The organism is Vibrio sp. Vb2880 (genome assembly GCF_033337975.1).
GTDB lineage: Bacteria > Pseudomonadota > Gammaproteobacteria > Enterobacterales > Vibrionaceae > Vibrio > Vibrio alginolyticus.
On sequence record NZ_JAWORT010000003.1, the window covers coordinates 160,959 to 175,428 of the forward strand.

Annotated in this window: 12 protein-coding genes and 1 pseudogene; 6 read left to right on the forward strand and 7 right to left on the reverse strand. The window is 42.2% G+C overall.

What is annotated here, in order from left to right:
• Positions 1–28 precede the first annotated feature (28 nt).
• From R7M92_RS04635 to yegS, 3 genes and pseudogenes are all read left to right on the forward strand, one after another.
• Positions 29–454 carry a bifunctional diaminohydroxyphosphoribosylaminopyrimidine deaminase/5-amino-6-(5-phosphoribosylamino)uracil reductase RibD gene (locus tag R7M92_RS04635; RefSeq protein ID WP_213874259.1) on the forward strand — a complete coding sequence of 142 codons (426 nt, stop codon included), beginning with the start codon at positions 29–31 and terminating at the stop codon, positions 452–454.
• A gap of 172 nt (positions 455–626) precedes the next feature.
• Positions 627–1,532: pseudogene (locus R7M92_RS04640) on the forward strand (LysR family transcriptional regulator).
• An 8-nt stretch (positions 1,533–1,540) separates the two neighbouring features.
• Positions 1,541–2,443: a lipid kinase YegS gene (gene yegS / locus R7M92_RS04645; RefSeq protein ID WP_213874258.1), complete on the forward strand. Its 903-nt coding sequence runs from the start codon at positions 1,541–1,543 to the stop codon at positions 2,441–2,443.
• A gap of 81 nt (positions 2,444–2,524) precedes the next feature.
• Here yegS and R7M92_RS04650 read toward each other — a convergent pair whose 3' ends face one another.
• From R7M92_RS04650 to R7M92_RS04665, 4 genes are all read right to left on the reverse strand, one after another.
• Positions 2,525–2,860, reverse strand: a complete 336-nt coding sequence (locus R7M92_RS04650) for a YgiW/YdeI family stress tolerance OB fold protein (RefSeq protein WP_203345389.1) — start codon at positions 2,858–2,860, stop codon at positions 2,525–2,527.
• Positions 2,861–2,875: 15 nt separating this feature from the next.
• Positions 2,876–3,523 (reverse strand): AcfA family outer membrane beta-barrel protein, encoded by a 648-nt coding sequence (locus R7M92_RS04655; protein WP_318132822.1) that lies wholly within the window; start codon positions 3,521–3,523, stop codon positions 2,876–2,878.
• Positions 3,524–3,686: 163 nt separating this feature from the next.
• A complete protein-coding gene (locus R7M92_RS04660) occupies positions 3,687–5,300 on the reverse strand; it encodes a VRR-NUC domain-containing protein (protein ID WP_318132825.1) in 1,614 nt (537 codons plus the stop codon).
• A gap of 67 nt (positions 5,301–5,367) precedes the next feature.
• The gene (locus tag R7M92_RS04665) at positions 5,368–6,600 is read right to left on the reverse strand and encodes an OFA family MFS transporter (RefSeq protein ID WP_017635352.1); all 1,233 of its coding nucleotides are present in this window, start codon (positions 6,598–6,600) and stop codon (positions 5,368–5,370) included.
• A 576-nt stretch (positions 6,601–7,176) separates the two neighbouring features.
• On the opposite strand from R7M92_RS04665, the gene R7M92_RS04670 reads away from it, so the two are divergent.
• Entirely contained in the window at positions 7,177–7,533 is a 357-nt protein-coding gene (locus tag R7M92_RS04670) for a hypothetical protein (protein ID WP_005376535.1), read from the forward strand.
• A 103-nt stretch (positions 7,534–7,636) separates the two neighbouring features.
• Here the strand turns inward: R7M92_RS04670 and dcuC are convergent, their stop codons facing one another.
• On the reverse strand, positions 7,637–9,004 hold the full coding sequence (gene dcuC, locus R7M92_RS04675) for an anaerobic C4-dicarboxylate transporter DcuC (RefSeq protein ID WP_203345392.1): 1,368 nt from the start codon (positions 9,002–9,004) through the stop codon (positions 7,637–7,639).
• A gap of 359 nt (positions 9,005–9,363) precedes the next feature.
• Complete coding sequence (locus tag R7M92_RS04680) at positions 9,364–10,488, reverse strand: acyl-CoA desaturase (protein WP_017821552.1); 1,125 nt, start codon at positions 10,486–10,488, stop codon at positions 9,364–9,366.
• Positions 10,489–10,759: 271 nt separating this feature from the next.
• Between R7M92_RS04680 and R7M92_RS04685 the strand changes: the two genes are divergently transcribed.
• Positions 10,760–11,308, forward strand: a complete 549-nt coding sequence (locus R7M92_RS04685; RefSeq protein ID WP_005376525.1) for a GNAT family N-acetyltransferase — start codon at positions 10,760–10,762, stop codon at positions 11,306–11,308.
• Between the two features lie 89 nt (positions 11,309–11,397).
• On the opposite strand, the gene R7M92_RS04690 is transcribed toward R7M92_RS04685, so the two are convergent.
• On the reverse strand, positions 11,398–12,015 hold the full coding sequence (locus R7M92_RS04690) for an HAD family hydrolase (protein ID WP_054701759.1): 618 nt from the start codon (positions 12,013–12,015) through the stop codon (positions 11,398–11,400).
• A 363-nt stretch (positions 12,016–12,378) separates the two neighbouring features.
• Between R7M92_RS04690 and R7M92_RS04695 the strand changes: the two genes are divergently transcribed.
• The gene (locus R7M92_RS04695; protein ID WP_033906489.1) at positions 12,379–14,424 is read left to right on the forward strand and encodes a response regulator; all 2,046 of its coding nucleotides are present in this window, start codon (positions 12,379–12,381) and stop codon (positions 14,422–14,424) included.
• Positions 14,425–14,470: the final 46 nt, after the last annotated feature.

The following is a 14,470-nucleotide window of genomic DNA, read 5'->3' on the forward strand; positions in this document are numbered from 1 at the left end:
CTCGTTTTTATTAGAGAATAGAGTTCAAATGAGCCAAGAGTTTATGCGCCGCGCATTGGAAGTGTCCAAAAATGCGCTTCCTGAATGTCAACCCAACCCGCCGGTTGGCTGCGTGTTAGTGAAAGACAATCAAATCGTTTCAGAAGGTCATACTCAAGCTATTGGTGGCAACCACGCGGAAGTAGAAGCGCTGAATGCATATCAAGGCTCGTTAGAATCGGTGACGGCATACGTTACGCTCGAACCGTGTTCGTTTGTAGGTCGCACGCCAGCTTGCGCGGTGACATTAGTGAAATCCGGTATTGGCAAAGTCGTCGTAGCCATGTTGGACCCAGATCCGCGCAACAGTGGTCGAGGTATCGAGATTCTAAAACAAGCCGGTATTGAGGTAGAAATTGGTTTATGCGGCGAGGAAGTCAGCGAGTTTCTTACCCCTTACTTAGGCAAAGCCTAATCCAAGCTTTACGTTGCACTACGGTGCCAGTTTATATAGTGAATGAAGTGCGTCAAAATTGAGTTAAAACTCATTAAAACAAGCGATACCGCCCATTTATTGCACTTGGCTACGTGAAGGATCATGCTGTTAGATTAAAATAGAGAAAGTGACTTTTGAAAAATTTAATAGCATGAAACCGACCGACCTTAATCTTATCCCCATTTTCACTGCCATCTATGAAGAGCGTAACTTGTCTCGGGCGGCGGCGCGCTTAAACATCACCTAGCCTGCGGTGAGTAAAGCGCTAGCAAGGCTACGTGATATCTACGATGATCCATTGTTTCATCGTTGCGTTAAAGGTGTCGAGCCTACCTCGTTTGCGATGGATATTTATCCTGCTCTTCTAGCTTCAGTACAAAATTTCACTTCGACATTATCGGCCTCTAGTGAGTTTGACCCTAAAGTGTCGAATAGAGTGTTTTCTATTGCCTGTGTGTCCGTTGCAAGCTTTGAGTTGCTACCTCAAGTCATGAAACAAATCCGTGTGTCGGCACCAAATGTTGCATTAGAAGTACATCCGCTTTTTACGGAAGATTTTGAAAGTGATCTGCGGTTACAACGATACGATTTGATCATTGATATCACACCAAGAGCAAGAACGGTGCTAAAACTGGAAACTGTACTTACGGAGCGTTTGGTGGTGGTATGTAGCGAAGCGCATCCACGCCTGAATGACGAGATTACGGCTGAACAATTTTTTGAAGAAGAACACGTAGTGGTTTCGCAGTGGCAGAGTCGTAAGAGCTTGTTAAACGCCGATGACATTGTCGACTTGGATAAGAGAAAGATTAAGTATCGAGCCTCAGGCGTACTAGAAATGCTCCCAATTATTTGTGGTAGTGAATACATTGGTTTAATGCCAGAGTCGATGATCAACTTGTTCAATAACACCTATCATGTTAAATCTTTATCAATGCCATTTGATGAACAAATGTATGAGCTTTGTACAATCTGGCATCCTAGTCGCACAAACGACAGCGCCCATCAGTGGTTGCGTTCACAGATTAAGCAAGCAGGAAAAGTCATCAACCAATAGGAAGTGCAATGAAAAAGACAATACGTGCCATCCTTAACGGAAAAAAAGCTGGGAATTCAGAGTTAAGAGATGCAATCATGAAAATGAGAGAAAAAGGCATCGACGTACAGGTGCGTGTGACGTGGGAATCTCAAGACATGCCGCGGCTAGTGAAAGAAGCGGTTGATGAAGGCATTGAACGTATTGTTGTCGCTGGTGGCGATGGGACCGTCAATGAGGCGGCTTCTGCGATTATTCAAATTGACGAAGAAAAACGCCCTGAGTTAGCCATTATTCCCCTTGGTACCGCCAATGACTTTGCTACCGCTATTCAAGTACCTAATTCCATTAAGGCGTCTTTATCTCTTGCTGTTGAGGGGCAGTCCGCTTTGGTCGATTGCGTCAAAGCGAACGATCGCTGCTTTATTAACGTGGCAACAGCAGGGTTTGGCGCAGAAGTTACAGCAGAAACGCCTGTTGAACTCAAAAACTTTCTTGGCGGCGGAGCTTACACGCTAACTGGTGTTGTAAAAGCACTTGGCTTTAAACCATATGACGGAACAATAACGATTGAAGGTGGTGCGTATCAGGGAGAAATGTTGCTCGGTGCGTTTTGTAATGGGCGCCTTGCTGGAGGTGGGCAAGAGTTAGCTCCAAAAGCGATGATTAATGATGGGCTGATGGATCTAACATTGGTGCGCCCATTTTTACCTCATGAGCTGCCTAAAGTAATCGACGAGATCAATAACCCGAGTGAGAAAGGAGAGTTTGTGAAGTACACTAAAGCAAGCTGGTTGGAGATAGACTTCCCGAATCCATTGCCTCTTAATTTAGATGGGGAACCTTATCATTCGAGAACCATTAGATTTGATGTTCAGCCTAAGAGTATACGATTAGTCGTACCGCAAGATTGTCCTTGCTTGACTAGCTAAACGAGCGTTTTCCATGATTATTGCTTAACACAGCCACTAAAATGTGGCTGTGTTGTTTTTGTTGAGGTATTAGTCAACTTCTTAACGTTTTTGAATGGTCTCAACGTCTATCTGCGTAGCTGTCCAATCTGAATCAACCTCTCCTCGAATCATTACGGTATCTTTTGGTGTCACCTCTTGACCCATCCAATCTTCGTTGTCGATCTCTACTTCGATCTCACCAGTGTTGTCTTTGAACAAGTAAGTCTCGTTACCAAATGATTGGACAATATGCCCGGTTAGCACTACAGCGCTGTCGTCCGTTGCGTTGCGCGCCTCTTTCACCGTATTGATTGCACTGACTTCTGGACCATTAAACGCGGCGAAAGCCGAGCTTGAAAGTAGAGCAAGCATGGATGTTAACAATACTCTTTTCATTATCATCTCCTTATATTAGAAGTAATAAGTTGTGCCTACGTTAAAGGATGCAGTGTTTGCGTAGCTGTCTAGTTGGTATTTAGCGTTTGCGCCAATGGTGAGCTTTGGCAACACTTGGTATTCCGCGCCCACAGAGAACATTGCGCCTAACTCGTTGCTTTTCTCCGAGCTATGGAAAAGCGTGTTGCTTATTTCCACATCGTCATTCGCGACAAGCTCATATTCTTGATGTTGAGCAACCTTGGCGTCGTATTGCGTGTAAGTTAAACCCGCTTTGAATTTTGTTGTCCATTTATCACTTAATGCATAGCTAAACACTGGTGCTAGCGAGACTTGTTTGGCTGTGATAGAGGAATTCCAATCCATTTCATGATGGTAATCTTTGCCATCAATTGTCTTGATACCAAGGTTCTTAGAACGGCCGTCATCAAGGTCAAACTGGCTGTAACCTAGCTCAATTGCCCAATTGTCATTAAACGAGTAACCGATAAATCCTGAGAAAATACCATCCTCAAGTTCTGGGTTAAGTGTTACATTTTCAGCTGAAAAGTGAGGTTCCAAGTCATGGTCAGTGGTGCCTAGTCCATATTCCAGACCTACATAAGGAGCCGCAGATACCGAAACTGAGCAGGTAACGAGTAACGCAAGAATGGTTTTGTTCATTTTATTTTGCCTCTTCAAATCAACTTAATGAGTAGAAGCGCATTGTGTGTGATGAAGCGTGAAGTGATCGTGAAGAAACAAAAATATTTTAGAAAAAGAGCAAGGTGCGGTAAAAAAGAAATTGTTTTAATGAATATGCGCCAAGCTCTTTATATAAAGAGAGTTAACTTGCGGCGACGTAACACACCGCAAATGGTACATTAAGGCGAGTAAACTCTTTAATCCAACGCCATTGGTTGTCTTGGAGTTTATCGCCCGGCCCTTTTACTTCAATCCATTCGAACTCGTTTCCTTTAAAAGCAATCAGATCAGGCATCCCATTGCGGTAAAGCTTTAGGTCACTCAATTGTATTTTAAATAGCGCCATCAACATGTTAGTTGGGATTGTATCGAGTGCTGTTTCGAGTAGCTCTTTACTTATTAAATTCCAATGTACAAATGGATTACTGATGCCAAACTTCTCATCGTATTTTGTCAATAACATCTGGGTGTTGCCCGCTTCTAGTTCGGCAAAAGCGGTGTCTATCAAAGCTTGGCGCTTGGTAACAAAATCCGAGTGATATAAATCTAAAGGACGGTGTTGATAAGCGTTAATGAATGCCCCTTCAATAGGAGCAAAAATCGCATCCCAAAAAGTGAGACCAAGTAATGCATTAAGCAGTGCATTTTCGGCGTAAAATACAGTCCAGCCTAAGGACTCAAAATACGCTTTGCTGGCGAGTTCGACTCTCTGTTGAGATAAATCCAGTTCAAGGCGGTATTCCGTACAGGTTGGCTTCGTCACTCTTGGCACTTTCTCGCCTTGTTTTCGTTTTAACCGTTGCTCAAGTTTTTGTGCAACTTCGAGCTCAGACACATCGATCGGTGAGTTAAGCATATCTGTGACAATGTCACCAAATAAATCATCTTGGTTTAATTTGTCATAGATACGTGCGCGTCGTTCTCGGCTCGGCGTGAGTTGAGTTTGGCCAAATAGAGACTGGGCGGTCTCTAGATCATTAAGCCGTTCGTAATCACGTGCTATGTCATTCAACATGTGCTCACGTTTACGATCTACGTAATGGTGATTCACGGGCTGAGGCATTACCTCAATTAATAAGTCGAGATTGGCTTTGTCTTTTCGGTCAAATTGCCAGTACAGGTTGGCCAACTGGCTCAGTTCAATTAAACGGTCTATTTGCTCACGTGAATCAAAGAAACGGCGCACTTCACTCAATTGATATTGCTCGAACTGATGCAAACCTAAGTCATCGAGCACAAACTGACTTAAGTCTTGATGGGTGTTGGCAAAAAACAGAGTGAGCAACACGTCGATCATATGAGCTGAATTGAGTTTGACGATCGTAAACTCAAGCTTCTCTGTACGATCAAATTCCGTATTACTCAAACGCTCGACAAGGGCGTCTTTCTTGAGTGATTTCGGCAGTTCGGGATAAAGCGTGGAGATTTCTGGCTTGGTCAGTAAATTAGCCGCTAACTCTTGATGAGAAAGGGGTGGGGAAAGGGCTACAAACTCATGCTGACTCAATTCTGCCAGTGCTTCATTGATAGAAGTTATTTCTGGATAACTCAGCTTATCACTTCGAAACCAACACCCCTTTCGGCTGTATAAACGCACCAAAAGGCACTGGGCGTGTTTGCTCAAAGAATCAAACGAGCAAAGCCATGCGTGTTCTTCCTTGGTCAGTAAATCGCTGTACCAAGTTACTGCGTGGTGAGTCAGCTTAAAGAAGTTCTCTAGATAGTAGTCTGGTGCAAGTTCGATAGGGCTTTCCATAAACGACCGATAACAAAAAAGGCTTAACCCATAGGTTAAGCCTTTTTGCTATCAAATCAATTCGCAATTATGCGTTTTTTAGCTGTGCTACTTTCGCTTCAGACAATGGCTTAGTGATGAACGCAAGTACGATACATACTGCCATCATTGCAGAAGAAATTGTGTAAGCCAAGGTGTAGCCGTCGCCATTTGTCATCGAGAAACCAACAACCGCTGCGCCGATTGCACCACCGATACCCCATGCTGTGTAAAGCACGCCGTAGTTAGTGCCGTAGTTTTTCAGACCGTAGAACTCAGCCGTTAGAGTAGGGAATACCGCTAGAAGTGTGCCGTAACCTACCGCTGCGATTGCTGTACCGATGATCAGTGTAAACTCAGAGTCGAACGTCGCGAACAGCACCATGTTTACGCCTTGTAGAACGAACGCAAGTAGAAGCGTACGAACACCGCCGATTTTATCCGCAAGCATACCCGCGGCAACACGACCGCCAGAGTTAAATACAGCAAGAATAGACGCTAGGTAAACCGCGTTTGGCAAGTTTGCTTGAACGCTTGCGATTGTCGTGATGTTACCGATGATCATTAGACCAACAGAAGCTGCAAACGCGTACATGATCCATAGAGAGTAGAACTGTGGCGTTTTCAACATTGCTTTCCAAGTTAAGTCATCTGACTTTTTCACCGCTTTAGGTGCTTGGCCTTCTTTTACTTTAGGCTCCGCAGGTGTGTAGTCTGCTGGTGGGTTGTTGATGGTTGCTGCAAGAGGAACCGCAATCGCTAGGATACCAACACCAAGAACCATAAAGCTAGTTTGAATGCCCATGCTGTCTATTAGCGCAGAAGTTACTGGCGCAAGGTAAATAGCCGCTAGACCAAAACCTGCCGCAATAATGCCGTTAACCATACCTTTCTTCGAAGCGTGGAACCACTTCATCGCAGAAGGTGATAGGCATGCGTAACCAAAACCGATACCTGCACCTGTGATCACACCGAAGGTAATGTTCAGCATGAGTGGAGTGTCAACAAAGCCAGACGCGATCATGCCCAGACCTGTAAGAACAGTACCTAGGATAAGGATCATTCGAGGGCCCATGCGGTCTTGAAGAATACCTGCAATAAGAAGACAGATAGAGAAAGTGATGGTTGCAGTTGCGTAAGGTGCAGAAGCTTCTGCAGCACTCCAGCCTGATTCAGTTACCAGTGCCTTGTTGAATACACTCCAAGCATACAGGATGCCAAGACAAAGGTTGATACAGAACCCTGCTAACAGGATGCGCATAGCTTTATCAATCTTGCTCATTTTTATTCTCAGTTTTTCCTCTTATTGGCAATGCCGCAAAGAAGGTTGGTTTAAAGATGTTTTTTCTCAAAATTAGTTTGCGTTTTTCAACGTTTAACGCAATGAGCGCGGATTATAACCAATAAATATGTGATTGGAATCTCTTTTTACGGTTACTGATAAAATAATTTGCAACATTAAAAGTGGATGTGAATTCATGGTTTTGTATGTAGTAAGAACGTTGTAAAAAAGTGACATTTTTTGTTCGCTAATAACGAATGATGAGTCAAGACAGAGAGGTTTTACGCTGTTGAGTGCACAGTTCACATTTCAAATAAAAAATTTCAAAATGTTTCTATGTTAACCATCTGTAACAAAAATGGCGAATTTATCATCTAACTGTCGTAAGTATCAGATGCAAAGGGTTTCTTAATTTTTAATTGTTAACCTTTTGTAATAATTGAAGCTGATTAGCTTTTATGTTCATTAAGTGAGCAAAAAAGTAACTTGTAATTGCTGATTTTAGGCGCAAAATATAGTGAAAAATGAGTTTTCATTTATGAAGGGATGCTTTTTAGATTTGTTGTGAGGTGACTTATGAAACTGTTCCTATTACTCATGGCTTCGGTATCCGCTGGTATCGCATCAGCAGACCACATCCATTCATTTATGTTGGGCTTATCTATTGCTTCTTTAGCGGTAGGTAGCTGTTATTTCTTCGCATTTCGCAGCTCGCGCTTTCCACAGCTTGCTTTATTCCTACTTATTTGCGGCATGCTTTCTAAGTTGACGATAACCGTAGTCGGTGTGATGTGGGGAATGTCCGCGGAATTAATCACGTCTCCAATCGTATTCGCACTTTCATATTTATTCTTTTCGCTTGCCGTTACCTACTTATGGTTTAGCTACAGAGAGAGCATCACTAAGATTCCTGACCGATTTAAGTCAGCGTAAATCAACACATTAGAATAAAAAAAACGCCAGCACATTTGCTGGCGTTTTTAATTAAACGTAATTTTGTTCGGATATTGCTTTTAGTTTGATCGTGGCAATACCGTTAGGCACTCATTGGAACAAGCACCATAGTACCAATAATCACCGTGATAAGGCCTGCTAGAACTGGAACGGATGTGCGTTTTACAACCTCAAACGGGCTGATGTTTGCCATACCTGATGTCGCAACGATTACGCCAGATACTGGTGAGATAGTACGGCCTAGGTTTGATGCTTGAAGCATCGGGATAATTAGGAACGCAGGGTTTAATCCCATTTTAGCAGCTAAAGATGGTGCTAACTCCACGAACGCATAGAAAGGCGCGTTGCCCGAACCCGTTGCAATTGCTGCTGCAACTGTCAATGCAGTTAGAATAAGCATTAAAGCAACGCCGCCTGCACCAGCATTGTCTGCGAGATGAAGTAGGTTATCGATAGCGCCGATAGACATCAGACCTTGTGCAAAAACCCCTGCGGCAACCAAAAGCATCACAACGCCTTTAAACGCGTCAGCCATGCCCGCGTAACAAGAATCTAAATCTTCTAGTGATTTCTTACCATCGAACTTATTTACAACATAATGGATCAGAGATCCAAGGAAAATCGAACCAACCACAATAGTGTAGATGTCTAGACTAAGTCCTGGAATGGTACGACCGTTGAATAGGAAAACGCCGATGATAGGTAGAAATGGAAGAGCTGCATAAAACGCTGGTGCGTCAGCTTTGATCTCTGATACATCAATTTTTTCCATTGGCGTATTTTCTTTCTTATCTAAGTATTTGTTCCAGAAGAACGCTGCCGCTGCCATGACGATGATTGCGCAAATAGAAACAGGCAACACAGTTTGTACCGCAAACACATCAAGCTCTAAACCAGACTTTTCTGCTGCGATAACAACATCACCAGAAGTAGGAGAAAGGATGATTGCCGCTGGAGAGGCACACACTGCAACGGCTGCTGGACGAGAAATGCCCATCGCGACCATCATTGGGAATAGTGTCGCCATTAATAGTACGCCAAGGCCTGTTGCAGAACTTACCGCAAGAGACATTAAACACGCCACAATGTAAGCCGCTACCAAAAGGACGTAAGGAGACTTGATGACAGAAAGCGGTTTAGAGAACTGTTTCACTACCACGTTGTTCGCGCCGATATGAGTCATGTATGACGCAAAACCACAAAGCAGCATGATTTGCATACCAAGACCGCCACCGCGGTATTGAAGCATGTATTTCACGTATTCCAGCGCATCTGTCACCATGTTACCAGTTGAGGTGATTTTTGACGGCAGCACGTCGTGCCCCAAAACGCCAGTCATAAGAAGTAAAGCAATACCAGCTGTCAGTAACACGCCCGCAGCTTTATAGCCTTTGACAATAAAGTAACCCACCGCAATGGTAACCACTAAGCCAATTAAGAGCTCTAACATAGGGATCTCCGAATGTTATGTAAAAAAGAAAGAAACTGTTTCAGTTTATGACAAGGAATTTACAGAATTCTTAGCTGTGGCACGAGACAAATATGGGGCTTGCATGATCTGAGACAAATAATAATTTAATAAATAATTTCGTTAGATTGTATTGTTGGAATTTGGTTTTCTAAGTGTTATGTGCTGGTTTGAAGCTATTTATAGGAAGGAAAATATGACTAGGAAAGTGAATGAATAAAGAGTGAATTGATTCACAATAGGAAAAAGACTTTACTCAGTAAGCAATTATTGGAAAACACTCTTCACAACAAAAAAGCTTCGCCGAAGCGAAGCTAAGTCATCGTAAGAATGAGGATAAACTATGCGTATCGACGAACCATAAGGTTCCAACTACGCTGCTGCCGTTCGAACTCTGCTTTAATTTGCTGATACTTCATTTTTGTTACAGAACATTCGTATTTCTTTACCACACTGGCAGTTTTGGCACCGAGTACTTCTTTGCGCATCTCGTAGTATTCCTGCATGTGATGAACTAGAGTATCAAACTCGTGCTGTAGCTGATCGAGGATTGTTTGCGTGTTCGGTTTCGATTCTAGCTTTTCTCTTGCTTTCTTCAAAAGTTGACTCGCACGGGCTTTTTCAATTCTAAATGTAGGCGTTGTGCGCAACTTAGATGTGAGTCCTAGCCAAGAACATGACTTTATCAACCACTTCGTTGGGTCGTAATGCCACCAATACACGCCATTGCGATAGTCATTCTCGAAAATATGATGGAAATTATGGTAACCCTCTCCAAATGTGAAAAAGGCGAGTACACCATTATCGCGAGCAGTGTTTTTGTCTGTGAAAGTTTGCTTACCCCAAATATGTGCGAGGGAGTTAATGAAAAAAGTCGTATGGTGACTCATAAAGAGTCGAGCCGCACCAACGACCAATAACATCCCCCAGATATCACCGTAGATCAGTCCGAGCATGACTGGGAAACCAATATTAGTCAGTAGGGCAAGTGGAACATAATACTTATGCTGCCACATGACGATTTTGTCGCGCTTTAGATCACGGCAGTTTGTATATTCGTTTTCCTTTGATTTATTGTAATCACGTAACATCCACCCAATGTGAGAATACCAAAACCCCCGCTTGGCTGAGTACGGATCTTTATCGTTATTGTCGACATGTTTGTGATGCACACGATGATCAGAAGACCAATGTAATGCACTATTTTGCAAAGAAAATGCTCCTCCAATCGCAAAAATGGCGCGCAAAATAGGATGAGCTTCGTATGTTTTGTGGCTCCAGAGACGATGATAGCCTGCTGTAATAGAAAGGTTAGTAAAACTAAATGCAATCACTCCCCAAATTAGATGTTCCCAACCCAGTCCAAAATGATATGCATACCAAGGCATTACAATAAAAGTTAGAACAAAACTGGCAGAAAATATTAATGTATTCAACCAGATAACAGGTGGTTTGTTTTGAGTCACAGGTGTATCCCTAACTTTGAGCTAACAAGTGTTCGCCAGAATATCAGCGTACACATGTAAGTCAAATTAAAGTTAGACAAATGTGATGATTCCTTTGGGTGTAGATTAAGGAACTTGATGGGATATTTTGCTTTTAATTGAATAATGAGTAGTATTAAAAAATGAGCTCTGGCTTAAGGTGTATAAAATCTGCCAAGAAACAAGTGTTATAAAGGTGGAATATACCGAGACTCTATAAAGAAGCAAAAATGTAAGAAAATAGGAATACGTAATGGATTTACGATTAGCGGAATATAAGGACTACGAGCGCATTGCGCATCTTCATGCGGATAGCTGGAAGCGTCATTACCGTGGCATTCTTAGTGATAACTATCTTGAGAAAGAAGCGATTGACGACAAACTACTGATTTGGCAAACCCGTTTGACCAACCCACCATTCAATCAGCACATTGTCTTGGCGGAGGAGGGAGGTTTGCTACTTGGCTTTGTTTGTGTGTTCGGCAACCATGATTTCGAGCGTGGAACCTTTATTGACGCATTGCATGTTGATGACAGTTACCGTGGTCGTGGGATTGGTAAGCAGCTATTACTTGCTGTCGCAGAATGGCAACAGCAGTACTTTAAAGACACAGGTCTTTATTTAGAAGTTGTGTCGCAAAACATTTCTGCGATTGAATTCTATCGCCACATTGGTGGACAAGAGGATCAAGAGCGAACTTGGCGCGCACCTGATGGCAAAGAGGTGTTAGAAAAAGTATTCCGTTGGAAGAACGCCCAGTCATTAGTTAGTGGGATTGAGGAAAACGTGATTTACTCCTAACCTAGCGTTCTAAAACATTAGATAAGAGCAGTCTCAACACTGCTCTTTTTTGTTTATGCACCCTAACGTTATGTTTTATTACAAGCTTTCTAGAAGTTAACCCCCATGGCTTTTAGTTCGAGCTCACATTGCTGAGCATTTTCAAACTGAATAGCAGCCATTCCAACTGCTCGGGCACCTTCAACATTGTAAGGCATGTCATCAATAAATACTGTCTCTTCGGGGTTAAGCTGATACTTTGAAAGTAGAGTTTGGTAGATCTCCGCTTGTGGTTTTAGTAATTGAACTTCAGAAGAGATGATTGCTCCATCAAACAGTGGCCAAAACTCATAGGTAGTACGAAGATGTTCCACAATTTCGTTGATGTTGTCTGTGAGCGCATATACGCCATATCCGGCACTTTTTACTCGTTTTAACAGCTCTATACTGCCGTAAAGTAGTATTTGAGTGTGTTTTACATAATAAAAGAAGCGGTCCATTTCTTCCGTCGTTACTTGGTGTTCACGTTGATAACGCTGTTTTGCTTCCCTTTCGGAGATCGTCCCTTTATTTAAATCTTTCCAGATTTGTGATGAAAATAGCATCTGAGCCATTTTCTCTGACTCTACGGAACCACCAAATGTTAAGCGAACGATTTCTACTGGAGACCAGCGTACCAATACATTACCTACATCAAAAATGACATTTTTTATCCGGAAAGAATTCATGACACACCCCAAGCCAATTGTTTGTCACCGCGGTATATGCGGTGAGTGCTGTTTTTAAATCGTTGGAAAGCCGTGCCAAAGGCGCGACTTAAGTTTCTGGAACAAAATGAGATTAACATCCAATTGGATACAGAGCGATTATCGCAAAATTACACTAAACTATATGCAACTTTGTTTATTTGGTTGTAAATCAAGTGCAGCTGTCTTAAAAGATTGAAACTAAAGATAAGTATTGCGAGCTGTTTACGTCATTTCGCGCTGCTTATAAATGATGATTAATATATAATTAGTTAATAATAAAATGATAAAAGTGAATCAAAATCACATTGTTGTGCGTCAGGCGGAGTAAGCAAAACAGATTATATGGACTCGATACGTAAGGTTTATCAATATGCAGAACCAAACCTAACTCTCGTTGGCTGGATGGGGTTTCTTGGCTTTCCGCTGTACTACTTTGTCTGGGAGTTTGCCTTTCCACAGGCTTATGAAAATTTACCTCTTAGATTGTTTTGCTCGTTATTGTTTTTCGGCATCATTTTTAGAAACCGCTTATCATCGACTTGGAGAGATTATGTTCCTATTTACTACCAAGTGACGATAACGCTGTGCTTACCGTTTTTCTTTTTTTATATGTTACTGATGAATGACTGGTCCAATGTATGGGTTATGTCGTTTATGTCTGCAATTTTCTTACACATTTTACTGGTTCATGTTACTAGGGTCATGTTTGCTCAAACCTTTGCTGGGATAGGTTTAGCAACATTCTTCGCTTGGGTTGCAAAAGGGTTCCATCTTGACTTGACCATGGATTGGACTCATGTGCCAATCTTTCTGTTTATTTATGTCTTCGGTAATTTGTTCTATTTTCGTAACCAAGTTGAACATGAAGCGAAAGTCTCGCTGGCAAAATCATTCGGGGCAGGGATTGCACATGAAATGCGTAACCCGTTGAGTGGGCTTTGCACTTCAATAGATGTTATCCAGTCGATCTTGCCCAACATGAAAGAGGCAGGAAAAGAGCAGTACGTCATGAGTGTAGAGGATGTCACCTTATTACGTGAAGTGAGTCAGGATGCAATGAACATTATCCAATCGGGTAATGAAACCATCGATTTATTGCTAACTTCGATTGATGAAAATCGAGTTTCTCGTTCTAGCTTCAAAAAATATTCAGTTCACTCGGTCGTTGAACAGGCAATTGAAAGCTTCAGTTATAAACGTGCCACTGATCGATTTGCCATATCGCTGGATGCGAGAAGTGAGTTTGAGTTTCTAGGTAGTGATACGTTACTTAAATACGTTATGTATAACCTCTTCAAGAATGCCTTCCATCACCGTAAATCTGAAGATTTTCACATACATGTATCCATGATAAGTTCAGAACGCTTTAATCAAATTGTTGTAACCGATAATGGTGCTGGCATTGCTCCTGATGTTCTACGCAATATCTTTCAAGACTTTTACACCACTGGCAAATCAGGAAGTTATGGTTTGGGCTTACCGTTTTGTAAAAAAGTCATGCGTTCATTTGGGGGGAACATTGAATGTCAATCTCAGTTAGGGGAGTGGTCTCAATTTACGTTAACTTTCCCACTAACGACATCTGATACCGTTACTGAAATAAAAAACGATCTGACTAAACTCAAAACCATTCTAACGGTGACTAGCCAAGATATCTTGGTGTCTAAAGTAACAGATATTAGCCGTTTTATGGGCTTTGACTCGACGATTTTAGATGCCAACCAAGTACTCAAAAAGAAAGAGTACGAGTTCGAATTCGATCTGATTTTTATCGATCTTGAGAGCTTAGATCCAAGAGCAAACCAATTGGATAGATTAGAATCTCTCTTGTCTTTCACTGAAGCACGCATCGTTTATCTTTTTGAGCATCATCCGACTCAGAGAGCACGCAAGGCTGCATATGAACCTATTTGGATCGAAACGCAAGCCTGGTTATTGAATACTAAACCAACGATTGAGCGTCTCTTATATGATTCAAGCTATGTATCGACACCAACGGCCTCGGTGACGTTAGATAATTCAAATAAGCGCACAATTATGGTCGTGGATGATAATGAATCTTTGCGTAAATTCACGGCAATGTTACTTGAAAAGCAAGGCTTTGAAGTGATTCAGAAAGAAGACGGGCAGCAGGCTCTGGATACACTAGAGCAAGAAGATGTTGATCTCATTCTGATGGATATCGAAATGCCAATTATGGATGGTGTAGAAGCGTCTAGGCGAATTCGAAGCTCGGATAAAAACTATGCGTCGGTACCTATTATTGCACATACAGGGGATAGTTCACCTGTCACGTTGGACAAAATTGGGTCTTCGGGTATGTCTGACTTCATCGTAAAACCGGCGGATAAAAATCGCTTGTTCGATAAAATCGCAAACTGGATCTAATCATTCGCGACTTGTTTTCTTGAGGCGAGTTGCTCACAACGAATAA

Excerpts from the sequence above, each read along its gene's own strand:
- R7M92_RS04635 (WP_213874259.1), top strand. The coding sequence starts at position 29 with ATGAGCCAAGAGTTTATGCGCCGCGCATTGGAAGTGTCCAAAAATGCG.
- yegS (WP_213874258.1), top strand. The coding sequence starts at position 1,541 with ATGAAAAAGACAATACGTGCCATCCTTAACGGAAAAAAAGCTGGGAAT.
- R7M92_RS04650 (WP_203345389.1), bottom strand. The coding sequence starts at position 2,860 with ATGAAAAGAGTATTGTTAACATCCATGCTTGCTCTACTTTCAAGCTCG.
- R7M92_RS04655 (WP_318132822.1), bottom strand. The coding sequence starts at position 3,523 with ATGAACAAAACCATTCTTGCGTTACTCGTTACCTGCTCAGTTTCGGTA.
- R7M92_RS04660 (WP_318132825.1), bottom strand. The coding sequence starts at position 5,300 with ATGGAAAGCCCTATCGAACTTGCACCAGACTACTATCTAGAGAACTTC.
- R7M92_RS04665 (WP_017635352.1), bottom strand. The coding sequence starts at position 6,600 with ATGAGCAAGATTGATAAAGCTATGCGCATCCTGTTAGCAGGGTTCTGT.
- R7M92_RS04670 (WP_005376535.1), top strand. The coding sequence starts at position 7,177 with ATGAAACTGTTCCTATTACTCATGGCTTCGGTATCCGCTGGTATCGCA.
- dcuC (WP_203345392.1), bottom strand. The coding sequence starts at position 9,004 with ATGTTAGAGCTCTTAATTGGCTTAGTGGTTACCATTGCGGTGGGTTAC.
- R7M92_RS04685 (WP_005376525.1), top strand. The coding sequence starts at position 10,760 with ATGGATTTACGATTAGCGGAATATAAGGACTACGAGCGCATTGCGCAT.
- R7M92_RS04690 (WP_054701759.1), bottom strand. The coding sequence starts at position 12,015 with ATGAATTCTTTCCGGATAAAAAATGTCATTTTTGATGTAGGTAATGTA.
- R7M92_RS04695 (WP_033906489.1), top strand. The coding sequence starts at position 12,379 with ATGGACTCGATACGTAAGGTTTATCAATATGCAGAACCAAACCTAACT.